Origin of the sequence: Acidovorax sp. SUPP1855 (assembly GCF_030158955.1) — a bacterium.
Taxonomy (GTDB): domain Bacteria; phylum Pseudomonadota; class Gammaproteobacteria; order Burkholderiales; family Burkholderiaceae_C; genus Paracidovorax.
In genome coordinates this window covers 39525-62961 of the sequence record NZ_BQXI01000001.1, presented here as the reverse complement: position 1 = coordinate 62961, position 23437 = coordinate 39525, and the positions used below count along the sequence as shown (strand labels likewise).

20 protein-coding genes are annotated in these 23437 nt (G+C 69.3%); 13 read left to right on the top strand and 7 right to left on the bottom strand.

The window, feature by feature from the left end; genetic code table 11:
* Positions 1-21 precede the first annotated feature (21 nt).
* The 7 genes from AVMA1855_RS00275 (at position 22) to AVMA1855_RS00245 (ending at position 7395) form a co-directional block, all read left to right on the top strand.
* A complete protein-coding gene (locus tag AVMA1855_RS00275) occupies positions 22-1251 on the top strand; it encodes a CaiB/BaiF CoA transferase family protein (protein ID WP_284424168.1) in 1230 nt (409 codons plus the stop codon).
* An 89-nt stretch (positions 1252-1340) separates the two neighbouring features.
* Positions 1341-2351: a tripartite tricarboxylate transporter substrate binding protein gene (locus AVMA1855_RS00270; RefSeq protein ID WP_284424167.1), complete on the top strand. Its 1011-nt coding sequence runs from the start codon at positions 1341-1343 to the stop codon at positions 2349-2351.
* A 486-nt stretch (positions 2352-2837) separates the two neighbouring features.
* Positions 2838-3464, top strand: a complete 627-nt coding sequence (locus AVMA1855_RS00265; protein ID WP_284424166.1) for a PepSY-associated TM helix domain-containing protein — start codon at positions 2838-2840, stop codon at positions 3462-3464.
* 21 nt (positions 3465-3485) lie between these two features.
* Positions 3486-4010, top strand: coding sequence for a DUF2271 domain-containing protein (locus tag AVMA1855_RS00260; protein WP_284406075.1), 525 nt, complete (start codon positions 3486-3488; stop codon positions 4008-4010).
* A 47-nt stretch (positions 4011-4057) separates the two neighbouring features.
* Positions 4058-4870: a DUF4198 domain-containing protein gene (locus AVMA1855_RS00255; RefSeq protein ID WP_284424165.1), complete on the top strand. Its 813-nt coding sequence runs from the start codon at positions 4058-4060 to the stop codon at positions 4868-4870.
* 14 nt (positions 4871-4884) lie between these two features.
* Positions 4885-5991 (top strand): FAD:protein FMN transferase, encoded by a 1107-nt coding sequence (locus tag AVMA1855_RS00250; protein ID WP_502870240.1) that lies wholly within the window; start codon positions 4885-4887, stop codon positions 5989-5991.
* A 21-nt stretch (positions 5992-6012) separates the two neighbouring features.
* A complete protein-coding gene (locus tag AVMA1855_RS00245; RefSeq protein ID WP_284424164.1) occupies positions 6013-7395 on the top strand; it encodes a sulfite reductase subunit alpha in 1383 nt (460 codons plus the stop codon).
* 76 nt (positions 7396-7471) lie between these two features.
* Here the strand turns inward: AVMA1855_RS00245 and AVMA1855_RS00240 are convergent, their stop codons facing one another.
* From AVMA1855_RS00240 to AVMA1855_RS00225, 4 genes are all read right to left on the bottom strand, one after another.
* A complete protein-coding gene (locus tag AVMA1855_RS00240) occupies positions 7472-7954 on the bottom strand; it encodes an SgcJ/EcaC family oxidoreductase (RefSeq protein WP_284402526.1) in 483 nt (160 codons plus the stop codon).
* A 168-nt stretch (positions 7955-8122) separates the two neighbouring features.
* Positions 8123-8806 carry a response regulator transcription factor gene (locus tag AVMA1855_RS00235; protein WP_272568180.1) on the bottom strand — a complete coding sequence of 228 codons (684 nt, stop codon included), beginning with the start codon at positions 8804-8806 and terminating at the stop codon, positions 8123-8125.
* Positions 8803-10440, bottom strand: coding sequence for a sensor histidine kinase (locus AVMA1855_RS00230; protein WP_284424163.1), 1638 nt, complete (start codon positions 10438-10440; stop codon positions 8803-8805). The genes AVMA1855_RS00235 and AVMA1855_RS00230 overlap by 4 nt, the downstream gene beginning before the upstream one ends.
* Positions 10441-10577: 137 nt before the next feature.
* Entirely contained in the window at positions 10578-11531 is a 954-nt protein-coding gene (locus AVMA1855_RS00225; protein ID WP_284424162.1) for a LysR family transcriptional regulator, read from the bottom strand.
* Positions 11532-11646: 115 nt separating this feature from the next.
* On the opposite strand from AVMA1855_RS00225, the gene AVMA1855_RS00220 reads away from it, so the two are divergent.
* The 5 genes from AVMA1855_RS00220 to AVMA1855_RS00200 all read left to right on the top strand — a co-directional run bounded on the left by AVMA1855_RS00220 (position 11647) and on the right by AVMA1855_RS00200 (position 16687).
* Positions 11647-12585: a dihydrodipicolinate synthase family protein gene (locus tag AVMA1855_RS00220; RefSeq protein WP_272551826.1), complete on the top strand. Its 939-nt coding sequence runs from the start codon at positions 11647-11649 to the stop codon at positions 12583-12585.
* Between the two features lie 82 nt (positions 12586-12667).
* The gene (locus AVMA1855_RS00215) at positions 12668-13633 is read left to right on the top strand and encodes a Bug family tripartite tricarboxylate transporter substrate binding protein (RefSeq protein ID WP_284424161.1); all 966 of its coding nucleotides are present in this window, start codon (positions 12668-12670) and stop codon (positions 13631-13633) included.
* Complete coding sequence (locus AVMA1855_RS00210) at positions 13623-14336, top strand: SDR family NAD(P)-dependent oxidoreductase (RefSeq protein ID WP_284424160.1); 714 nt, start codon at positions 13623-13625, stop codon at positions 14334-14336. The genes AVMA1855_RS00215 and AVMA1855_RS00210 overlap by 11 nt, the downstream gene beginning before the upstream one ends.
* A 28-nt stretch (positions 14337-14364) precedes the next feature.
* Positions 14365-15531, top strand: coding sequence for a mandelate racemase/muconate lactonizing enzyme family protein (locus AVMA1855_RS00205; RefSeq protein ID WP_284411546.1), 1167 nt, complete (start codon positions 14365-14367; stop codon positions 15529-15531).
* A gap of 256 nt (positions 15532-15787) precedes the next feature.
* Positions 15788-16687 (top strand): LysR substrate-binding domain-containing protein, encoded by a 900-nt coding sequence (locus AVMA1855_RS00200; RefSeq protein ID WP_284424159.1) that lies wholly within the window; start codon positions 15788-15790, stop codon positions 16685-16687.
* A gap of 27 nt (positions 16688-16714) precedes the next feature.
* On the opposite strand, the gene AVMA1855_RS00195 is transcribed toward AVMA1855_RS00200, so the two are convergent.
* Positions 16715-18379, bottom strand: coding sequence for a methyl-accepting chemotaxis protein (locus AVMA1855_RS00195; protein WP_284424158.1), 1665 nt, complete (start codon positions 18377-18379; stop codon positions 16715-16717).
* Between AVMA1855_RS00195 and AVMA1855_RS00190 the strand changes: the two genes are divergently transcribed.
* Positions 18378-18749 carry a hypothetical protein gene (locus tag AVMA1855_RS00190; protein WP_284411552.1) on the top strand — a complete coding sequence of 124 codons (372 nt, stop codon included), beginning with the start codon at positions 18378-18380 and terminating at the stop codon, positions 18747-18749. The two genes, AVMA1855_RS00195 and AVMA1855_RS00190, sit on opposite strands and share 2 nt — an antisense overlap.
* Before the next feature lie 71 nt (positions 18750-18820).
* On the opposite strand, the gene rpoD is transcribed toward AVMA1855_RS00190, so the two are convergent.
* Together rpoD and dnaG are read right to left on the bottom strand one after the other, a co-directional pair.
* Positions 18821-21187 carry an RNA polymerase sigma factor RpoD gene (gene rpoD, locus AVMA1855_RS00185; protein WP_284402516.1) on the bottom strand — a complete coding sequence of 789 codons (2367 nt, stop codon included), beginning with the start codon at positions 21185-21187 and terminating at the stop codon, positions 18821-18823.
* Between the two features lie 254 nt (positions 21188-21441).
* Positions 21442-23436, bottom strand: coding sequence for a DNA primase (gene dnaG / locus AVMA1855_RS00180; RefSeq protein WP_284424157.1), 1995 nt, complete (start codon positions 23434-23436; stop codon positions 21442-21444).
* Position 23437 lies beyond the last annotated feature (1 nt).

Here is a 23437-nt window from a genome sequence, read left to right as displayed (position 1 = left end):
CGAACCCTTATCGTTGCGCCCATGAACGCTCCCTTGAATCCTTCTTCCGCCCCCACTGCCGAACGCCCGCGCCTGCCCCTGGAGGGCCTGCGCGTGGTGGAGTTCACCCACATGGTCATGGGCCCCACGTGCGGCATGGTGCTGGCCGACCTCGGCGCCGAGGTCATCAAGGTCGAGCCGGTGGACGGCGACCGCACGCGGCATCTGCTGGGCGCGGGCGCCGGGTTCTTTCCCATGTTCAACCGCAACAAGAAGAGCATCGCCCTGGACCTGCGCAAGCCCGAGGGGCTGGAGGTGGCGATCCGCCTGGCCTCGTCGGCCGACGTGGTGGCGCAGAATTTCAAGCCGGGAGTGATGGCCAAGTACGGCCTCGACTACGCCGCGCTGTCCCGCCTGAACGAGCGGCTGGTCTACGTGAACCACACGGGCTTCCTGCCCGGCCCCTACGAGCACCGCACCGCGCTCGACGAGGTCGTGCAGATGATGGGCGGGCTGGCCTACATGACCGGGCGCCCGGGCGATCCGCTGCGCGCGGGCACCAGCGTGAACGACATCATGGGTGGCATGTTCGGCGCCATCGGCGCCATGGCGGCGCTGATGCAGCGCGCCCAGACGGGCCGGGGGCAGGAGGTGGATTCCGCCCTGTTCGAGAACAACGTGTTCCTCGTCGGCCAGCACATGATGCAGTACGCCGTCACCGGCCAGCCCGCCGCGCCCATGCCCGACCGCATCTCGTCGTGGGCGGTGTACGACGTGTTCAGCGTGAAGGACGGTGGGCAGATCTTTCTGGCCGCCGTGAGCGACGCGCAGTGGGTCACCTTCTGCGATGCCATGGGCTATGCCGACCTGAAGGCCGACCCGGGCCTGGCCTTGAACAACGACCGCGTGCGCGCCCGCGCCACACTGCTGCCCGAACTGCGCCGCCGCCTGGCCGAGCACACGGCCGAGGCGCTGTCGGCCATCTTCGAGCAGCACGGCCTGCCGTTCGCGCCCATCCTGCGCCCGGAGCAGTTGTTCGACGATCCGCACCTGAATGCCACGGGCGGCCTGGCCGATGTCACCTTGCCCGACGGCGAGCGCGCCGGCAGCACCGCGCGGGTGACCCTGCTGCCGCTGCGGCTGGACGGCCAGCGCATGGGCGTGCGGCTGGACCCGCCGCAGCTGGGCCAGCACACGCGCGAACTGCTCGCTGGCCTGGGCTACGCGCCGGAGGCGATCGCCGCGCTGCACGGGGCCGCCGCCGTGGCCTGACGAGAACGGGCTCGGCCCCACCACCGGCATGCGAGCGCGGCACAGACCGCGCCGCCGCTTCATTCCCCCAACGATCACGGAGACAAACCATGACATCGCTGCCCACCCCCTGCGCACTGGCGCTGCGCCCCGCCGTTCTCACCCGCCGCCGCGCACTGGCCTGGGGCGCCGCCGCGCTCGCGGCGCCGGGCCTGGCCAACGCGCAGCCGGGCGACAAGCCGCTGCGCGTGATCCTGCCGCTGTCGGCCGGCTCGGGCGCGGACGGCGCCATCCGCGCCATCAGCAACAGCCTGGCCAAGGCCCTGGGCCATCCGGTCGTGATCGAGAACCTGCCCGGCGCGGGCGGCATCACCGGCACGGCGCAGATCGTGCGGGCGCCGCGGGACGGGTCGGTGATCGGCGTCGTCTCGAACAACCATGTGGTGAACCCGGCCGTCTACAAGAACATTCCGTTCGATTCGCTGGCCGACATCACGCCCATCACCGTGCTGGGTGCCACGCCCTTCGTGCTGGTCGCCCATCCGTCGGTGCCGGCCAAGACCGTGCAGGAGCTGATCGCGTATGCCAGGGCCAAACCCGGCGTGCTGAACTACGGCTCGTCCGGCAACGGCACCATCCTGCACCTGGGAGCGGCGATGTTCGTGGACCAGGCGCAGGTGGACATCAAGCACATCCCGTACAGGGGCATGGGGCCGCTGATGAACGACATCCTGGGCGGACAGGTGCAGTTGGGCGTCGTGGCCGTGGCGCCGGCCGCGGCGCACATCAAGGCGGGCGCGCTGCGCGCGCTGGGCGTCACCACCGCCGTGCGCGTGCCCACGCTGCCCAGCGTGCCCACCATCGCCGAGCAGGGCCTGTCGGGCTTCGAGCTGGAAGGGTGGATCGCCCCCATCGGCCCCGCGGGCCTGCCCAAGGCCGAGGTGGCGCGGCTCTACAACGGCTTCAAGGCCGCCATGGAGATGCCCGAGGCGCGCGAGGCCCTGCTGGCCCAGGGCTACGACATCAAGCTCACGCCGCCCGAGCAGGCGGCGGCGTTCTTTCGCAGCGAGGCCGCACGCATGGCGCAGGTGGTGAAAAGCGCGAACGTGAAGATGGACTGAGCGCAGCCGCCACGCACCGGCCTTCGCGCGGGCCGGCGTGGCGCTCAGAAGGGGCCGCGCAGGCCCCGGTTCACGCAGGTGCGGCGCGCTCCAGGCGCTGGAGCACCTTCGCGATGCGAAACGGGCCGTGCCGCCAGATCCATGCCGGTCGGATGCCTTCGGCGCTCGAGCCCGCGCTCGGCGGGCGGCAGAGCCGGTCAACCGCTATCGCGTCATCGCCGCCGTGTGACGGCGAACCTGGCGGAGGGGCGGCGCCCCCGTGGGTGACGGGCGTTTCATGCCGACGCCGAAGCGGGCATCCACCGGTGCCAGGCGCGCGGCACGCGACCCCTGGCTTGCAAATCGCTGCGCCGGCGACCCTCGGGTAAAGATTTTGCAAATGCGATTCATTTTCAATTGGACGCCCTAGAATTGCGGGTTTTCCCGGGCGCCACCCTGTGCGGTGGCTCGCTCCCTGTCCCCCCATCCGGCCCCTTCCGTTCCCGCATGACCCGCCCTCCGGACCCTCGCCGCCGCGCCCGGTGGCTCAAGACCCTGCATGAATGGCACTGGGTGAGTTCCGCCATCTGCCTCGTCGGCATGCTGCTGTTCGCGGTGACCGGGGTCACGCTCAACCGCGCCGGCCAGATCGAGGCCAAGCCCCGGGTCACCAGCCTGCGGGCGACCGTGCCCGCGCTGGTACTCCAGGCTGTGGCGCCCCCCGCCGGGCAGGCCCGCGCGCCCTGGCCGCCGGCCCTGCAGGATTGGGCGCGGGCGCAGTGGTCCGTCGACACGGCAGGGCGCGAGGCCGAGTGGTCTGCCGACGAGGTCTATGTCTCGCTGCCGCGCCCCGGCGGCGACGCCTGGATCCGTGTGGGCCTCGCGGATGGCGAGGCTGAGTACGAGCGCACCGACCGGGGCTGGATCTCCTACTTCAACGACCTGCACAAGGGACGCAACACGGGCGCGGCATGGAGCTGGTTCATTGACGCTTTCGCCGCCGCCTGCCTGGTGTTCTGCATCACGGGTCTGTTCATCCTGAAGATGCACGCCGGCAACCGGCCCTTCACGTGGCCGATGGTCGGCCTGGGCCTGGTGCTGCCGGCCCTGCTGGCGTTCCTGTTTATCCACTGAACCGAAAGAGGAAAAATGCCCATGAAAAAGCATTTGCAGCTGCGCTACACCGTGGCGATGGGGGCCTGCCTGGGCGCGCCCGCCTTCGCGGCCGGGCTCGGCGTGGGGATCGAGATCCCGCGCCTGGACGTGGCCGAATACCACCGCCCGTACGTGGCCGTGTGGGTCGAGCGCGCCGATGCCACCGTGGCCTCCACCCTGGCCGTCTGGTACGACGTGAAGATGAAGGACGCCGAGGGCAGCAAGTGGCTCAAGGACATGCGCCAGTGGTGGCGCCGCACGGGCCGCGACCTGTCGGTGCCGATCGACGGCGTGACCAGTCCCACGCGCCCCGCCGGCAAGCACCTGCTGCAGTTCACCGAAGGCGCCAACCCGCTCGCCCGGCTGCCCGCCGGCAACTACAAGCTGGTGGTGGAGGCCGCGCGCGAGGTCGGCGGCCGCGAGGTGGTGACCGTGCCTTTCGCCTGGCCCGCCGCCAAGGGCGAGCCCCTGCGGGCCAAGGGCACCACGGAGCTGGGCGAGATCACGCTCGAACTCAAGCCCTGACCCGGCAAGCCCTTCACCCCCCATTCCCATCCGTCCGGAGTTTCCGCATGCATTTCAAGACCCCATCGCGCCTCGCCGCTGCCTGCCTCGTCGCCCTCTGCGGCGCGTTCACCTCCGCGCAAGCCCACAACGTGTGGCTGCTGCCGTCCACCACCGTGCTGTCCAAGGCCGAATGGATCACGGTGGACGCCGCGGTGTCCAACGACCTGTTCTTCTTCAACCACTTCCCGCTGGGCCTGGAAAACCTCACCGTCACCGCCCCCGACGGCAGTGCCGTGGCGCCCGAGAACGCGCACAAGGGCAAGCTGCGCAGCGTGTTCGACCTGAACCTCACGCAGACCGGCACCTACCGCCTGGCTGTTTTGAACAACGGCCTGTTCGCCACCTACAAGGACAAGGCAGGCCAACCCAGGCGCTGGCGCGGCACGGCGGAAAAATTCGCGGCCGAGGTGCCCGCCGACGCCCAGGACCTCAAGGTCACGCAGTCGGCCGGGCGCATCGAAACCTACGTGACGGTGGGCAAGCCCAGCGCCGTGAAGGCCAGCGGCAAAGGGCTGGAGCTGGTGCCCGTGACGCACCCCAACGACCTGGTGAAGGGCGACAAGGCCACCTTCGCCTTCTACATCGACGGCAAGCCCGCCGCCGGGCTGGAGGTGGTGCTGGTGGCGGGTGCCACGCGCTACCGCGACAAGCAGGACGAGATCAAGGCCACCACCGATGCCAAGGGCGAGTTCAGCGTGACCTGGCCGCAGGCCGGCATGTACTGGGTCGATGCCGATGCCAAGGACGACAAGGTGTCGCTGCCCCAGGCCAAGGAACGCCGCCTGTCGTACGTGGGCACGTTGGAGGTACTGCCCTGACCCCGTCCGCCCCCGTGCGGGTGCGCTATGCGGGCGTGCCGCTGCAGGGCGGTGGCCGCAGCGGCACCACCGCCGAAGTGCTGCCGCCGCGGCCAGCGGGCGGCGCTGCCCTGCCTTCGTTCGTGCCGGCCGGGTATGCCACGGCGCCGTCGCCGCGCCGCGCCGATCCGGCCGCGCTGCACACGCTGTCGGGCGAGTCCATGGGCACGACCTGGCGCGTGCGCCTGGGCAATCCGCGCTTCGCGCCGCTCGCGCCGGTGCGTGTCGCCATCGACGCCGCGCTGGGCCGGGTCGTGCAGCAGATGAGCCATTGGGAGCCGGACTCCGACCTCTCGCGCTTCAACCGCGCCGCGGCCGGCACCTGGCACACGCTGCCGGACGAATTCTTCACCGTGCTGCAATGCGCCTTCGACTGGTCGCAGCGCAGCGGCGGCGCCTGGGATCCCACCGTGGGCCCGCTCGTGGACCTGTGGGGCTTCGGCCCTGGGGCCGATCCGCAGGCCGGGTCGGTGGCGCGCATCCCATCGCCCCAGGCCCTGAGCGATGCACGGGCCCGCGTGGGCCATGGCCGCATCGCGTTGCAGCCTGAGCACCGCCAGGCCCGACAGCCGGGTGGTGCGCAGCTCGATCTGAGCGGCATCGCCAAGGGCTATGCGGTGGACTGCGTGGCGCAGCATCTGCAGGCGCAGGGCTGGACCGATTTTCTGGTGGAGGTGGGCGGCGAGCTGCGTGCCAGCGGCCGCCGGCCGGACGGGCAGCCCTGGCGCGTGGCCGTAGCCGATCCCGCGGGCCATGCACCGCGCGCGCTGGTGCTCCAGGGCATGGCCGTGGCCACCTCGGGCGACCTCTGGCATGCGTTCGAACATGCGGGCCGCCGCTATTCCCACACCATCGATCCGCGCACCGGCGAGCCCGTGCACCACGCGCTGGCGAGCGTGACGGTGCTGCATGCCGAGTGCATGCAGGCCGACGCGCTGGCTACCGTCATCACCGTGCTGGGCCCGCAGGACGGCCTGGACTTCGCGCGGCGGCAGGGCCTGGCCGCACTGGTGTGCGAGCGCACGCCGCAGGGCCTGGCCTGGGCCACGACGCCGGCCTTCGAAGCGCTGGCGGGGGCCTGACACCATCGCCTGCTGCATCCCATGGTTTTTTCGATTCCCGTGCCGCGCCTTGCCGCGGCATTGATCCTGGTCTTGCTCTATGGGCTGATGTGCACCGCCATCGCACGGCGCGAGCGCCGCCGCGCACGCCGTGCGCGGGCCGAGGCGGCCGAGCTGGCCTCGGCCCGCGACGGGGCGCCGCCGCTGCTCGTGGCCTATGCCAGCCAGACGGGCCAGGCCGAGGCGCTGGCCCGCGAGACCGCGCGCCTGCTGCACGCGGCCGGCGAGCCCGTGCATCTGTGCGCGCTGGGCGCGGTGGATGCGGCGCTGCTGCAACGCACGCGCCGGGCGCTGTTCCTGGCCAGCACGTACGGAGAGGGCGATGCGCCCGACAACGCGGCGGGCTTCCCGGGGCAGTGGATGGGTGCGGCCGCGGCGCCCTCGCTGGCAGGCCTGCAGTACGGCCTGCTCGCGCTGGGCGACCGGCAATACGCGCACTACTGCGGCTTCGGCCGCCAGCTGGACGGCTGGCTGCGCGCGCAGGGCGCGGTGCCGTTGTTCGAGCGGGTGGAGATGGACAACGGCGCCCCGGCCGCGCTCCTGGCATGGCAGCACCAGCTGTCGCAGGTCGCGAACCTGAACGGGGCGCCTGCCTGGGAGGCGCCGCCGTTCGCCGACTGGACGCTGGCCGCGCGCCGCCACCTCAACCCGGGCAGCCTGGGCGCGCCGGTGTTTCACATCGAGCTGGCGCCCCCGCCCGGCACCGCGGCCGATTGGGCGTCGGGCGATCTGGTGCAACTGTGCGCGCCGGCCGACCCGCAACGCCCGCGCGACTATTCCATCGCCTCGGTGCCGGGCGACGGACGCATCCATCTCACCGTGCGCCAGGCCGTGCGCGAGGACGGCACGCCCGGCGTGGCATCGGGCTGGCTGTGCGCAGGCCTGGCGCCGGGGGGCGCCGTGCCGCTGCGCCTGCGCGCACACGGGCCTTTCCGGCTGCAGGACAACGCTGCTCGGCCCCTCGTCCTGATCGGCAACGGCACGGGCATCGCCGGCCTGCGCAGCCATCTGCGGGCGCGCGCCGCGGCGGGGGCGGGCCCGAACTGGCTGGTGTTCGGCGAGCGCCAGGCGGCGCACGATTTCCTGTACCGCGCAGAGATTCAGGCCTGGCAGGCCAGCGGCGTGCTGACGCGCCTGGACCTGGCGTTCTCGCGCGACCAGGCGCAGCGGGTGCACGTGCAGGACCGGTTGGCCGAGGCCGCCGATGCGCTGCGCGCCTGGGTGGCGGACGGCGCGGCCATCTACGTCTGCGGCAGCCTGGTGGGCATGGCGCAGGGCGTGCATGCCGCGCTTTGCGCCGCGCTCGGCGAGGAGGCGATGGAGGGCCTGTTGCGCAGCGGGCGCTACCGCCGCGACGTGTATTGACGCAGGCGCCACGGCGCAGGGGCCGGCATGCCGGCCCCTGCGCTGCCCGGCGATGGAGCGCCGGTGGGAAGGCCGCTTACTTGGCGGCCACCGTCTCGGGCATGGCCGAGGAGTGGTGGTGGGCGATCAGCCACTGGCCGTTCACGCGCTCGTACACGTAGGTGTAGCGAGCCTGCACGGTCTTGCCGTCCTTGAAGCGGAACGTGTAGGTGCCCACGTCCTGCGCCACGTTGCAGCCGATGCGGATCGTGCGGCTGTCGATCTTGCCTTGCGGCTCGCTCTTGAGGAACTTCACGAAGTAGTCGCGGATTTCCAGCGGCGTCGTGCGGGGCTGGTTGGACACGGTGGGCAGCAGCACGCCGTCCTGCGCGTAGTTCGCGGTGACCTTGTCCGGGTCCAGCGTGCGCAGCGAAGCGTTCCAGCGGTCGAACAGCGCGGAGATCTGTTTTTCGTCGGCAGGGAAGCAGACCGGCTCACCCTGGCCCTGCGCGAAGGCCGGGGCGGAGACGGAGAACAGAGCCAGGGCAGCTGCGGAGAGGGCGGTGTGAAGCGTCTTCATGGGGTCCTTTGAGAAAAGTGGGTCAAGCGCCGGCCTTCGCCGGCACTGCATCGCTCACTGCGATACAGGACCTATTCTTCAAGGCGTGCATGAACACGGCCGTTGCAGCCCCATGAAGGGCAGATGAAGCAAAAATGAACCGCGGATGAACAGGCTTTCGCCCCCGTGTCACTCGGCCGCGGCGTCCAGCCGGTACCCGAAGCCGCGCACCGTTTTCAGAAGCGAGATGGCATGGCCTTCGTCGATTTTCGCGCGCAGGCGGCGCACGTAGACATCGACCACGTTCGTCAGCGGGTCCTCGTTGGTGCCCCAGACATTGGAGAGGATGCGCTCGCGGCTGTACACCCGGCCGGGCGCGCTCATGAGCAGCTCCAGGAAGGCCAGTTCCTTCGCGGTCAGCGCGATGGGCTGGCCGGCGCGGCTGGCCTGCATGCGCTCCAGGTCGAGCACCAGGTCGGCCACCTGCAGCGTGCTGGCGCGCTGGCGCTGCTCGCGCCCCCGGCGCATCAGCGCCTCGATGCGGGCCAGCAGCTCTTCGAACGCGAAGGGCTTGGTGAGGTAGTCGTCGGCGCCCAGCCGCAGGCCGTTGACCTTGTCCTCGGTGTTGCTGAGTGCGCTGAGCATCAGCACCGGCACGTGGCGCCCTTCGGAGCGCAGCGTCTGGCACAGCTCCAGGCCGCTCAGGCCGGGCAGCATGAGGTCGAGCAGCAGCAGCCCCGGATCGCCGGTGCGCGCCAGGGCCAGGCCGTCCGGGCCGTTGCGCGCCAGCTCCACGCTGTAGCCTTCGGCCTTGAGGCCGCGCAGCAGGAAGTCCGCGACGCGCGGATCGTCTTCGACCACCAGGATGTTCATGCGGTTTCCTCGGGGGACAGGGTTTCGGGGTGGCTGGCCGAAGGCACGGTGATCTGGACCACCGTGCCCACGCCGGGCTGGCTGTCGATGTCGATGCGGCCGTGGTGCGCGTGCACGATGGACTGCGCGATCGACAGCCCGATGCCGGTGCCGTCCGCGCGGTGCGCCCGCGCGCGCTGGCCGCGCACGAAGCGCTGGAACACGGCAGGCAGTTCCTCGGCCTCGATGCCGATGCCTTCGTCGCGCACCAGCACGTGGGCTTCGCCATCGGGGCCGGGCTGGCAGCCCACGCGCACCGTGCCGCCGCGCTGCGAATAGCGCACCGCGTTGTCCAGCACGATCATCAGTGCCTGGCGCAGCCGGTCGGCATCGGCGTTCACCACCAGCGGGCCGCCGGGGGCGGGCGGCAGGGGCTCCACGGTCACGCCGTGCAGCCCGCCCAGCGCGGCGGCCTGCTCCGCCGCATCGGTGACCAGGGCCTGCAGATCCAGGCGGCTCGGGCGGATCACCAACTGGTCCGCCTCGGTCCTGGCGATCAGCAGCAGGTCGTGGATCACCTTGGTGAGCTGATCGACGCCGCCCACGATGCGCTCCAGCGTCTGGCGGTATTCCTGCGCCGGCCGGTCGCCGCCGCGCATCGCGATCTCGGCCTCGCCCCGGATGGCCGTGGCGGGCGTGCGCAGTTCGTGGCCCAGGTCGGCGAACAGCTGGCGCCGGCGCTGGTCCACGCGCTGCAGGGTTTCGTGCGCCACGCTCAGTTCGTGCGTGCGGGCCTCCACCGCGTCCTCCAGTTCACGGCGCGCCGCATCGGCATGGGCGCGGTGCTGCTGCAGCTCCGCCGCCATGGCATTGAAGTGCTGGGCGACGCGGTCGAATTCGTCCTTCGAGCCGGTGGCCACGCGGTGGTCCAGTGCACCGGCCTGCAGGGCACGCGTGCCGGCGAGCAGGCGATCCAGCGGGCGCTGCAGGCGGCGGTTCAGGTGCAGCGCCAGCAAGGCCGCCACGGCGAGGGTGACGATCACCAGCGTGATCGCCTGCTGGCGCAGCACATCCAGCCCGCGCTCGGTGGCGGCGCGCGCCACCGGAACGGCGCTGCGCTGGCGCTCGATGGCGCCGTTGATGAGTTCGCGCAGGTCCAGGCCGCGCGCCATGTCGAACGTGGCGTTCAGCTCTTCCCACACCGCAGGGAAGTCGGCCCCGGGCTCCAGCGGCTGCAACTGCGCCAGGCGGGCCTCCACGGCCCGGATGTTGTCCTCCAGCAGCTCCGTCACGCTCACGAGTTGCGGCACCTCCTGGGGCATGGACATGCCCTCGCGGTGGGCCAGTTCGTTCCACAGGGCCAGGTCGCGGCGGGCCAGTTCCGCCAGGGCGGCCGCGCCTTCGTGCATGCGTTCGAGCAGCCGCTCGCGCACCTCGGGCACGGCATTGGCGTTCATCAGGCGCTGGGTAGCCCACACGCGCAGCCGCTGCTTGTTGGCCGACAGGTCCAGCAACTCCGAGAGGATGTCGCTGGCCAGCCGGCTGTGCTGGGCGTAGTCGTTGACGCGGTGCGTGCCCCAGTACACGAACGCGGCCTGGATGCACACCAGGGCCACGAGGGCGGCGAATGCCAGGGAGAGTCTTGCGCGGTACATGGGGCCGTCGGAGTGCGAAGGGCCTGCATTATGTTCCGGGCCGGGCCCCCGGCAACCTGCCAGGGGCCAGGCACCCGGATCGCCCGGTTGCTATGAAAATAATAGCTACACAGGCAATCGATCTCGCGGCATCGGGGCTATTTGGCAGGGATGGCCTGGCTGCCGGCCAGCGCCCACAGCGATTCAGCCACCTCCGACATGCCGGCGCGCTGGCGGTACAGGCGGATCTCCACCGGCACGTTCCAGGCCGCCTCGCCGGCCGCCACCAGCGTGCCGGCCCGCAGGTCGTCGGCGATGAGGCTGCGCGGCAGCCAGGCCACGCCGCGCCCCTCCAGCGCCATGGTCTTGAGCAGCACCGCGTGGTGCGCGGTGAACACCACTGCCACGCCACCCGGCACGGCCGACTCCCCGCCATCGCCGTACACGCCGCGCATGCGCGCCCGCATGATGCGGCCCAGGCCCGAGGCGTCGCTGTAGGCCAGCAGGGGCAGCGGCGCGCCGTCCCGGCCGATGGCGTGCAGCGGCCCGCCGTCGGGGCCCGCCGCGCTCACCGGCTGCAGCACGTCGTCCGACAGCCGCTGCATGGGGTACTGCGCCTCGTCCAGGCGCCCGGGCGCTTCGGCATGGCCGTGGCACAGCACGAACTGCACGCGCCGCTGCAGCGCCAGGTCTTCGCACGCCCGGGAGCTGTCCGACATGGTCTGGATGGGCCCCAGGCGCAGCTGCGCCTCCAACTGGCCCAGCCAACGCGGAAAGAAGGTGAGCGAGAGCACGTGCGTGGCCGCGAAGCGCAGGCTGGCGGCTGCCGTGTCGTGCGCGGCGCGCGCCTTGATGCGCGCGGCCTCCAGGTTGGCCAGCAGGGTTTCCATCAGGGGCAGAAAGCGCTGCCCCGCCGCCGTGAGGGCGGCCGGGTGCGCGCTGCGGTCGAACAGCTCCACGCCCACCCATTCCTCCAGCGCGCGGATGTGGCGGCTGAATGCGGGCTGGGCGATGGCCCGGGCCTCGGCGGCGCGCGAGAAATTGCCGCACTCGGCCAGGGCCAGGAAGTCTTCCAGCCATTCGAGATCGAGGGGGCGGTTGCCAGGTCCCATGGGCGTCGTGTTCCGTGCAGATAGATGTATGCGATTCGGGTATTGGACGGTGCGGGGCCCTCGCCGGAAGATCCGCTGCGTTGTCGTTCCCCTGCACCCATAACGGAGACCTTGAATGCCTTCCATCGCGAATTATCGCGGGATCATCCCCGCCATCTCGTGCCCCTTCACCCCCGACCACCGCATCGACGAGCCCGCCCTGCGCAAGCTCGCCGCCTGGCTGGCCGGCCACGAGGGCGTGGTGGCCATCATGACCAACGGGCACACCGGCGAGGTGTTTTCCCTCACCCCCGCCGAGCGCGCCGAGGTCACGCGCATCGTGGCCGACGAACTCAAGGGCCGCACGCCCGTCATCTCCTCCATCGTCTGCGAGGGCCTGGCCGAGGCCGCCGAACATGCCCGTGCCGCCCAGGCTGCCGGCGCCGTGGCGCTGGACGTCATGCCGCCCCACCACTGGCTGCGCTTCGGCTTCACGCCGGGCCATGCGCTGCAGTATTTCGAGGCCATCCACCGGGCTGCGCCGGGCCTGGACCTGGTGTGCCACGTGTACCCGGCCTGGACGCGCGCCTCGTACTCGTCGCAGCTGCTGGCCGAGCTCGCCCGGCTGCCCTACCTGCAGGCCTTCAAGGTGGGCCAGCGCGACATGAACAAGTACGCCCGCGACATCCAGGCGATCCGCGAGGCCGACGCCTCCAAGGCCATCCTCACCTGCCACGACGAATACCTGCTGGCCTCGATGGTGCAGGGCGTCGATGGCGCGCTGGTGGGCTTCGCCACCTTCATCCCGCAGCTCATCATCGACCTGTGGAACGCCGTGAAGGCCGGTGACCTGAAGAAGGCCATGGCCGTGCAGGCCGTCATCACGCCGCTCAAGGACGCTGTGTACGGCGGCGGCGAGCCCACGGGCGAGGCCCATGCGCGCATGAAGGGCGGCATGTACCTGGCCGGCGTGATCGACGACGCCACCGTGCGTCCGCCCACCGAGGCGCCCAACGCCCAGGAGGTCGAGGCCCTGCGCGCCGCCGTCCGGCAGGCGGGCCTGCTGCAGCGCTGATCTGCGGGTGCCATGACAAGACGGGCCGCACCGCACGGCCTGCACCGGACATTCGCGACCCCATAAAGACAGGAGACACGCCATGCAACGCAAGCCATTCCTCCGCGCCGTCCTCGGCGCCCTCGCGCTCACTGCCGTCGCCAGCGGCTTCGCGCAGACCTACCCGAACAAGCCGGTGCGCGTGGTGATTCCGTTCCCGCCGGGCGGCACGCTGGACGCCGTGGGCCGCATGCTGGCGCAAAAGCTCGGCGAGCAGACCGGGCAGAGCTTCGTGATCGACAACAAGCCCGGCGGCAGCGGCGTGATCGGCGGCGACGCGGTCGCCAAGGCCGCGGCGGACGGCTACACGCTGCTGTTCAGCGCCTCCACCTTCACGACCGCGCCGATGACGCTCAAATCGGTGCCGTTCAGCGTCACGCAGGACTTTGCGCCCGTGGCGCTGGTGGCCAAGGCGCCCCTGTCGGTGGCGGTCAACAAGGACCTGCCGGTGACCGACATCCAATCCCTGCTGGGCTACGCCAAGAGCCACCCGGGCAAGATGACCTTCGCCGTGGGCTCCATCGGCTCGGCGGGGCATCTCTCGACCGAGCTGCTGAAACGGGCCGGCAAGATCGACTACCTCATCGTGCCCTACAAGGGCACGGCGCCGGCCTTCCAGGACCTGATCGGCGGACAGATCGACGGCTTCATCGACCCCATCCTCGGCTCGCTCCAGTACCACAAGAGCGGCATGCTGAAGGTGGTGGCCGTGACCTCCGCCCAGCGCGTGCCCAACCTGCCCGACGTGCCCACGGTGGCCGAGACCATTCCCGGCTTCGAGTTCTACAGCTGGTACGGCCTGTGGGCCCCGGCCAAGACGCCGCCCGCGCTGGTGCAGCGCCTGAACGCCGAGGTGAACAAGGCCCTGGCCGGCGACATGGCCCAGAAGCTCAAGGACCAGGGGCTGCTCGTCACGCCGGGCAGCGTGGACGACTTCGCCAAGTTCCAGCGCGCCGACATGGAGCGCTCCCAGAAGATCGTGACCGAGGGCAACATCCGTGCGGAATGACGGCACGCCGCCCACAGGCGCCCATGCCGCCGTCACCGGCAGCAGCAGCGGCATCGGCCGCGCCATCGCCGAATCGCTGCTGGCCGCGGGCTGGCAGGTGAGCGGGCTGGACGTGGCCGCGCCGGCCATCGAACACGCCGCGTTCACGCCCGTGGCCGTCGATCTGGCCGATGGCGAAGACATCGCCCGTGCCGCCGCGGGTCTGCAGGCCGTCCAGGCGCTGGTGCATGCTGCCGGCGTGCTGCGCGTGGGCCCGCTGGGCCAACTGGACCACGCGGGCGGCGGGTTGATGTGGCGCCTGCACGTCGACGCCGCCACGCGCCTGGCCGATGCCATCGTGCCCGCCATGGCCGCGCGTGGGAACGGCCGGGTGGTGTTCATCGGCAGCCGCGTGGCGCAGGGCATGCCCGGGCGCGGCCAGTACGCGGCCACCAAGGCGGCGCTGGTCGCGCTGGCGCGCAGCTGGGCGGCCGAGGTGGCGGGGCAGGGCGTGACGGTGAACGTCGTCTCGCCCGCCGCCACGGCCACCGGCATGCTGAACGACCCCGCCCGCGCCGGCAGCGCACCGCGCCTGCCGCCCATCGGCCGCCTCATCGAGCCCGGCGAGATCGCCGCGCTCGTGGGCTACCTGCTGTCGCCGCCGGCGGCGGCCATCACGGGGCAGGACATCGCCATCTGCGGGGGCTCCTCGCTCGCCCGCTGATCCTTCTTTTTTCAACCACCCAAGCACCATGAAAATCGTCGATATCGTCGAATCCACCCGGCCCATCAAATCCGACATCCGCAACGCCTACATCGACTTTTCGAAGATGACCCTGAGCCTGGTGGCAGTGGTCACCGACGTGGTCCGCGACGGCAAGCCGGTGATCGGCTACGGCTTCAATTCCAACGGCCGCTACGGCCAGGGCGCGCTGATGCGCGACCGATTCATCCCGCGCGTGCTCGAAGCCGACCCCGCCACGCTGGTGGACGGCACCGGCGAGAACCTCGATCCGCACAAGGTCTGGGCCCGCATGATGATCAACGAAAAGCCCGGCGGCCACGGCGAGCGCTCGGTGGCCGTGGGCACCATCGACATGGCCGTGTGGGACGCAGTGGCCAAGATCGCCGACCAGCCGCTCTACCAGCTGCTGGCCGAACGCTACGGCAACGGCACGCCCGACCCGCGCGTCTTCGTGTATGCCGCCGGCGGCTACTACTACCCTGGCAAGGGGCTGGACGGGCTCCGGAAGGAAATGGAGAGCTACCTGGCGCGCGGCTACTCGGTGGTCAAGATGAAGATCGGCGGGGCTTCGCTGGCCGACGACTGCGAGCGCATCGAGTCGGTGCTCAAGATCCTCGGCCCGGGCCAGCAGCTGGCGGTGGATGCCAACGGCCGGTTCGACCTGCCGACCGCCATCGACTACGGCCGCGCCCTGTCGCAGTACCCGCTGTTCTGGTACGAAGAGGCCGGCGACCCGCTCGACTACGAACTGCAGGCCAAGCTGGGCGAGGTGTACCAAGGCCCCATGGCCACGGGCGAGAACCTGTTTTCGATGCAGGACGCGCGCAACCTCATCCGCCACGGCGGCATGCACAAGGACCGCGACTGGCTGCAGTTCGACTGCGCTTTGAGCTACGGGCTGGTCGAATACCTGCGCACGCTGGACATGCTCAAGGACCATGGCTGGTCCCCCAGCCGCTGCATCCCCCACGGCGGCCACCAGATGTCGCTGGCCATCGCGGCGGGCCTGGGCCTGGGCGGCAACGAAAGCTACCCCGACCTGTTCCAGCCCTATGGCGGCTTCCCGGACGGCGTGAAGGTGGAAAACGGTTACGTCACGTTGCCACCGTTGCCGGGCATCGGGTTCGAGGGCAAATCCGACCTGATCGCGGAGATGCGGGCCCTTGCTTCCTGAGAAGAATGCAGTGGGGCGGTTTGCTATAAAAATATGAGCAATATGCCCTAGTAAGATATGTGCTGCAGGCCTTTTTGACCCGAACTGTTTTTTTGCGGCATCGCTCCGACGCCCGGCCTCGCCCTGCGATGCCGGGCGTTTGCCATGGGGGTGGCGCAGGGCGTGCGGGGGGCCTTATGCTGGCCGGGGCCCTGTGATGGGTCGGCATTTGCTTGTATCGTCGGTTTTCTCGTGTCCTTCGTGCTCATCCATCCCCATGGACATCAAGACCCTGCGCCTTTTCGTGGAAATCGCCAAACACGGCAGCTTCGCCGAAGCGGCCAAGGTGGTGTGCGCCACGCAGTCGGCGGTCAGCAAGGCGATGAAGGGCCTCGAATCCGAAATGGGCGTGCAACTGCTCGCGCGCACGGGCCGGGGCAAGGGCCTCACCGCTGCGGGCGATCTGCTGCTGCGCCGCGCGGTGAACATCCTGCATGAGATGCATGGGCTGGAGGGCGAGCTGGCGGAAATGCAGCAGGTGCAGCGCGGAAGCCTGCGCATCGGCTTTCCCCGCATGGGCACCAGCGCTTACTACGCGGGGCTGTTCACCGCGTTCCGGCAGCGCTTTCCGGCCATCGACGTGACGATGGTGGTCGAGCCGCTCGACCGGCTGGAAGCGCAGCTGAGGTCGGGCGAGGTGGACTTGGCGGCGCTGGTGGCGCCCGCCGCGCACGACTTCGACTGGCAGCACGTGCGCACCGAGCCCGTGGTGGCCCTGGTGTCGCAGGCCTTCGTACCCGTCGGCACCACGCGCATTTCGCTCGCGGAACTGGCGCAATGGCCGCTCATCCTGTTCGAGGAGGGCACGACCGTGAACCAGGCCCTGCTGCAGGCCTGTGCGCGGCAAGGCGTGCGGCCCCGCGTGTCGGTGATGGGCACGGGGCAGGTCGATTTCCTGGTGCAGCTGGTGGCGCAGCAGCTCGGGGTGATCCTGCTGCCGCGCGTCATCACGCGCTGGAGCAAGCACCCCGGCGTGTGCTACCTGGATGTGGACGATCTGCCCTCCATCTGGCACTTCACGCTGGCCTGGCGCCGCGGCGTGCCCCACACGCCTGCGGCGCGCGCCTGGCTGGACCTGGCCCAGGATTACTTCCAGGTGCGCCAGCTCGGCTGCTGAGCCCCGCCATCGGGCGGGGGCGTCGGCTCAGTAGGCGCCCGACGAACCGATCAGCCGCTGCGCGGGTGCCGGCAGCGTGCCATGGCTGCTGCTGCGGGCGGTGCCAGTCGGGGTTCCGGCCGTGCCGGCATCGGTGTCGCCCGGCAGGCGGAACTGGGCCACCATGCGCGAGAGCGACTCGGCCTGGAACTTCAGGCTGTCGGCGGCGGCAGCGCTTTCCTCCACCAGTGCCGCGTTCTGCTGCGTGACCTGGTCCAGTTGCTGCACCGCATCGCCCACCTGATTGATGCCGCTCGATTGCTCGGCGCTGGCCGCGCTGATCTCCGACAGCAGCGTGGACACCTGCGTGACCTGCGCCACCACCTCGTCCATGGTGCGCCCGGCCTGTGCCACGAGGTCGCTGCCGGTGCTCACGCGTGAGACGCTGGCTTCGATCATCGCCTTGATCTCCTTGGCGGCCTCCGCCGAGCGCCCCGCGAGCGATCGCACCTCGCTGGCCACCACCGCGAAGCCGCGCCCTTGCTCGCCGGCGCGGGCCGCCTCCACCGCGGCGTTCAGCGCCAGGATGTTGGTCTGGAAGGCGATGCCGTCGATCACCCCGATGATCTCCGCCATGCGGCCGGAACTCTGCTGGATGTCCTGCATGGTGGACACGACGTTGCCCACCACCGAGCCGCCCTGCGTGGCCACGGCCGAAGCGCCGGAGGCCAGCTGGTGCGCGCGGCGGGCCGAGTCGGCGTTCTGCTGCACGGTGGAGGTCAGCTCTTCCATCGACGCCGCGGTCTCCTCCAGGTTGCTGGCCTGTTCCTCGGTGCGCTGGCTCAGGTCGGCGTTGCCGTTGGCGATCTGCACCGACCCCGTCGCGATGGAGTCGGCGCTCGTGCGCACGTTGCCCACGATCTGCACCAGGCTGGCGTTCATGCGCTGCAGCGCGTTGAGCAACTGGCCCACCTCGTCCTTGCTATTCGCCTCGATGTGCGACGTCAGGTCGCCCGCCGCCACGGTCTCGGCGATCTGCACCGCGCGCCCGATGGGCCGGGTGATGGATCGCGTGATGAGCCAGCCCAGCACGAACGACACGGCCACCGCCGCGCACGCGATGGCGATGATGAGCTGAAAGCCCGTCTTCACCTCGCGGTCCGCGCCGTCGCTGGCCTGGTCCATCTGCAATTGCTGGTGATCGGACATCTTGTCGATCGCTGCCATGTAGGCCAGCTGGTTGCGCCGCAGCGTGTTGGCCAGCAGGCCCTTGGCTTCCTCGGTCTGGCCGGCGCGGATCAGCGAAAGGAAGGCGTCCACGTCCTTCACGTAGGCGGCCCGCTGCTCCTGCGTGTCTGCGAGCAACCGCTTGCCCATGTCGCTCTGCACCGTGGGCGTGAGCTTGGCGTACATGCCGGTGATGAGTTCGCGGCTGCCTTCGATGCCCTTGATCTCCTGCGCCCGCTGGGCCGCATCATCGAAGATCACCAGGTTGCGCACGTAGCGGGCCTGCTGATCGACCTCGTCGGAAATCTCGTTCAGCAGCCGGACCTTGACGTAATAGTCCTTGGTCACCAGCGTCAGCGCCTGGTTGACGTTGCTCAGGGCCGACATGGAGATGCCGGCCACGAGGAGCAGCAACACGATCGTGGAAAGAAATGCGAGCGTGATGCGGGGGCCGATGCGCAGGTTTCCGAAGAATCGGTGGTTCATGGACGTGCTCTTTCTTTCTTGGTGGGCTCAGAAAAAAAATGCGCCACCCGCAAGTGCCGGGGCGGAGTTGCAGGTGGCGCGCACTTCAATGCTTTCCTCTTGCGGCGTGCGGTTCGCCCCATGGGTCAGCCGCTTCGGCTTCTACCCTCCCTCCCTGTCCATCTGCGTGGAAACTTGCTGGCAGTGCAATGTCGTTCGTAAGTTTATGTTTCAGATTTTCAAATCCAAAGCGAAATTTTGGAAAGCAACACGTGCCAATTTCGCATGTCTCGCCAAACGCCGCATGTGGCGGCCGGCCATCTTCCGAAGGGTGGTGGGGCTCTTTCCCGTGCGGGCCAAGGGGTGCTTCCGCGAAAACGTCCAGCCATGAAAAAAGCCTGCTCCCGCAAGGCGGGGGCAGGCTTTTCGATGGACGCGGCCCAGGGGGCGGCGGCAGGCTGATTACAGCGAGTCGATGAAGCTGCGCAGCTTGTCGCTGCGGCTGGGGTGCTTGAGCTTGCGCAATGCCTTGGCTTCTATCTGGCGAATGCGCTCGCGCGTCACGTCGAACTGCTTGCCGACTTCTTCCAGCGTGTGGTCGGTGGACATCTCGATGCCGAAGCGCATGCGCAGCACCTTGGCTTCGCGCGGCGTGAGGCCGTCCAGGATGTCCTTGACCACATCGCGCAGGCCGGCCTGCATGGCGGCATCGATCGGGGCGGTGTTGGCACCGTCCTCAATGAAATCGCCCAGGTGGCTGTCGTCGTCGTCGCCGATCGGCGTTTCCATGGAGATCGGCTCCTTGGCGATCTTCATGATCTTGCGGATCTTGTCTTCCGGAATCTCCATCTTGGCCGCCAGGATGGACGCATCGGGCTCGAAGCCGAACTCCTGCAGATGCTGGCGCGAGATGCGGTTCATCTTGTTGATCGTCTCGATCATGTGCACCGGGATGCGGATGGTGCGCGCCTGGTCGGCGATCGAGCGCGTGATGGCCTGGCGGATCCACCACGTGGCGTAGGTCGAGAATTTGTAGCCGCGGCGGTATTCGAACTTGTCCACGGCCTTCATCAGGCCGATGTTGCCTTCCTGGATCAGGTCCAGGAACTGCAGGCCGCGGTTCGTGTACTTCTTGGCGATGGAGATCACGAGGCGCAGGTTGGCCTCGATCATTTCCTTCTTGGCATCGCGCGAGGACGATTCGCCCTCGTTCATGCGCTTGTTGATGTCCTTGAGCTCGGGCAGCGGCACCACCACGCGCGCCTGCAGGTCCATCAGGCGCTGCTGCAGTTCCTGCACCGGCGGAATGTTGCGCTGCAGCACGGTGCTCCAGGGCTTGCCGGACGCCGCCTGCTTTTCCACCCACTTCAGGTTCAGCAGGTTGGGCGGGAATTCCTTGATGAAGGTTTCCTGCGGCATGCCGCACTTGTCCACGATGATGCGGCGCAGCTCGCGCTCCTTCTTGCGCACGTCGTCCACCTGGCCGCGCACCATGTCGCACAGCTTCTCGATGGTCTTGGCGGTGAAGCGGATGGTCATCAGCTCGGCCGACAGGGCTTGCTGGGCCTTCATGTAGGCGGGCGTGCCGTAGCCTTCCTTGTCGTAGATCTTGTGGACCTTCTCGAACAGGTCGCGCATGGTGTCGAAGCGGGACAGGGCTTCGCGCTTGAGTTCTTCCAGCTTCTTGGTCAGCGCCTTGGAGCCGCCCTTGCCGTCGTCGTCGTCCTCTTCGTCGAATTCGTCGAAGTCTTCTTCGGCCACGTAGTCGTCGGCTTCATTGGGGTTGGAGAAGCCGTCCACGATGGTGGAGATGACGACCTTGCCCTCGCGGATCTCTTCGCCCATGTTCAGGATCTCGGCGATGGTGGCGGGCGATGCGCTGATCGCCTCCATCATGGCCTGCAGGCCGCCTTCGATGCGCTTGGCGATTTCGATTTCGCCTTCGCGGGTCAGCAGCTCCACCGTGCCCATTTCGCGCATGTACATGCGCACGGGGTCGGTGGTGCGGCCGAATTCGCTGTCCACGGTGGACAGGGCCGCTTCGGCTTCTTCTTCCGCTTCCTCGACGGTCGCCGCGGTGGGCGTCACGTTGTTCTGGAACAGGGTCTCGGCATCGGGCGTCTGCTCGTACACGGCCACACCCATGTCGTTGAGCATCGTGACCACGACTTCCATCGTCTCGGCATCGACCAGCTTGTCGGGCAAGTGGTCGGAGATTTCGACCTGCGTCAGGTAGCCGCGCGTCTTGCCCAGGGTGATCAGGGTCTTCAGGCGCGAGCGGCGCTTGGCCAGGTCTTCCTCGGACAGGACGGTCTCGTCCAGACCGAATTCCTTCATCAAGGCGCGTTCCTTCGCCTTGCTGATCTTCATGCGAAGGGGCTTGACCTTCTCGACCGTGGCCGTGGGGGTGGCTTCGGCTTCGGGTTCGCCTTCGAGGTCGGCCTCGATGTCGGACAGGTCGGCGTCGTCGCCCACCGCATCGTCGTCCGCACCGGCCTTGGGCTTGCGGCCCCGCTTGGCAGGGGCCTTGTCGGCTGCGGCGGCGCCGGCGGCCTTGGCCGGGCGGCCGGGGCGCTTCTTGGGCGTTTCGTCGTCAGCGGAGGCCACGGCGGCCTTGGCGCGGGCGGGCTTCTTGGTTTCTTCGGAGGCTTCGGCCTTGTCAGAGGACTTGTTCACGGGCACGGTATGGACTTTCTTGGCGGCTGGAGCAGCGGCGGCCAGGGCCTTCTTGGGCTCGGTCGTTGCGGCTTTGGCAGCAGGTTTGGAAGCGGCCTTCGCGGCGGTGCCTGGGGCGGACTTGGGCGACTTCGCGGACTTTTGAGCAGGCATGGACACCTCAGGATCAAAAACGGACACAAAGAAAACGCAAGCGCCATGGATCCCGGCGCGGGTGGCACGGCAAAGGCCGGAGCCTTCGCGGTTCGAGGGAGCGACCCTCAGGGGCAAGATGTGTGGGCGAACATTTGGTGTGCAGTCCTTGCGGTGTGAAGGGCGGTCGTGCGTGTGTGTCACGGTTGCCCGGCCCGGAGGTGCTGCTGTCGCTCTTGCCGATGAACCCTACATTATAGCGGCCCAGGGGAATTTCAAGCCGGCTTGAGCGAAATTCCGCGCAATGCCTTGAGCCGCTGCTCCAGGGCCTGGTACTGCGCCAGTGCCGCCGGGTCGCGCGCCGCCAGCAGGATGAGCTCGTTTTGCTGGCGCTTGAGTTCCTCGATGAGCATGCGGTCGAGCAGGTCGCGCAACTCGGCCCGCAGTTCCTGCACGTCGCCCTCGGTCTGGGCGTGCGAGCCAGTCATCACCCGTTCCGCCAGCCCCTCGCATTCGTGCCCGCGCAGGCTCTCGCGCAGCACGGCCCAGGCCAGCGGACCGTGCTCGTGCAACTGGCCTTCCAGCCAAGTGAACAGCGGCCCGTGCGGCGCCGCCTGGGCGCACAGCACCGCATGGTCCTCGTGGGCCAGGTCTTCCAGGAACTCCATGTGCGACAGCAGAAGCCGTACCGCGTGGTCCGTGCGGCTCGCCGCCGGGGTGCGGGGCAGGCGCGGCTGGATGGGGCGCTCGTCCTCCTTCTTCCAGCGGCCCTTGCCTTTCCAGTCGCCGTTGTTTTTGCGAAACGGTTTGGCGGCATAGCCTTGGCCGCCGCCGGGCGGCTCACCGGCCGGGGCCCAGCCGGCGTCCTGCGCCGAGGCTCCCCAGGGTGGTTCGTCGGCGTAGGCGGGTGGGGGCGCGCCACCGGGCGCCGCGCGGTGCGCGCCGCCGCTCTGGCGGCTCGCGTCCTGTGCCGCGGCCTGGTTCCACAGATCGGACAGGTCGCGTGCGTCGAGCTGGCCCAGCTCGGCCAGTTCGGTCAGCAACTGCCGCTTGAGCGCGCCGTCGGGCAGGGCGGACCACAGCGGCCGCGCATTGCTCACCATGTGGGCCCGGCCTTCGGCGGTGCCCAGGTCGCAGTTCTCGCGGGCCGCCTCCAAAAGGAAGCGGCTGAGCGGCAGCGCCTCGCCCACGTGGCGGGCGAAGGCGTCGGTGCCGTGTTCGCGGATGAAGCTGTCGGGGTCGTGCTCGGCCGGCAGGAACAGGAACTTCACACTGCGCGTGTCGGTGGCGTAGGGCAGGGCGCCGTCGAGCGCCTTGCGCGCCGCGCGCCGCCCGGCCGCGTCGCCGTCGAAGCTGAACACCACGGTTTCGGTGAAGCGGAAAAGCTTGTGCATGTGGTCGGGCGTGCAGGCCGTGCCCAGCGTGGCCACGGCGTTCGGGAAGCCGAGCTGCGCCAGCGCCACCACGTCCATGTAGCCTTCCGTGACCAGCACGTAGCCGTGTTCGCGGATGGCGGTGCGCGCCTCGAACAGGCCGTAGAGTTCGCGGCCCTTGTGGAACACGGGCGTTTCCGGCGAGTTGAGGTACTTGGGCTTGTCGTCGCCCAGCACGCGCCCGCCGAAGCCGATGCACTCGCCCTTCACGTTGCGGATCGGGAACATCACGCGGTCGCGGAAGCGGTCGTAGCGCTTGTCGTCCTCCTCGTTCACGATCACCAGGCCGCTCTCGGCCAGCAGGGGACTGTCGTACTCGGGAAACACGCTGGCCAGATTGCGCCAGCCCTCGGGCGCGTAGCCCAGGCCGTAGCGCTTGGCGACCGTGCCGGAGACGCCGCGCCCCTTGAAGTAGCCCACCGCACGCGGCGAATCCTTGAGGTGCTTGCGAAAGGATTCACCGGCCTTTTCGAGCACGTCCGTCAGCGTGGCCTGCTTTTGCCGCTGGGCGGCGGCGCGCTCGCGCTCCTGGGGCGAGACGTCGTCCTGCGGCACCTGCAGGCCCACTTGCTGGGCCAGGTCCTGCACGGCCTCCACGAAGCCCATGCCGGCGTGCTCCATGAGGAAACTGATGGCGTTGCCGTTCTTGCCGCAGCCGAAGCAGTGGTAGAACTGCTTGGAGGGGCTGACGCTGAACGAGGGCGATTTTTCCCCGTGGAAGGGGCACAGCCCCATGAAGTTGGCGCCGCCCTTCTTGAGCTGCACGTAGCGGCCGACGATGTCGACCACATCGACGCGGGCGAGCAATTCCTGGATGAACGACTGGGGGATGGACACC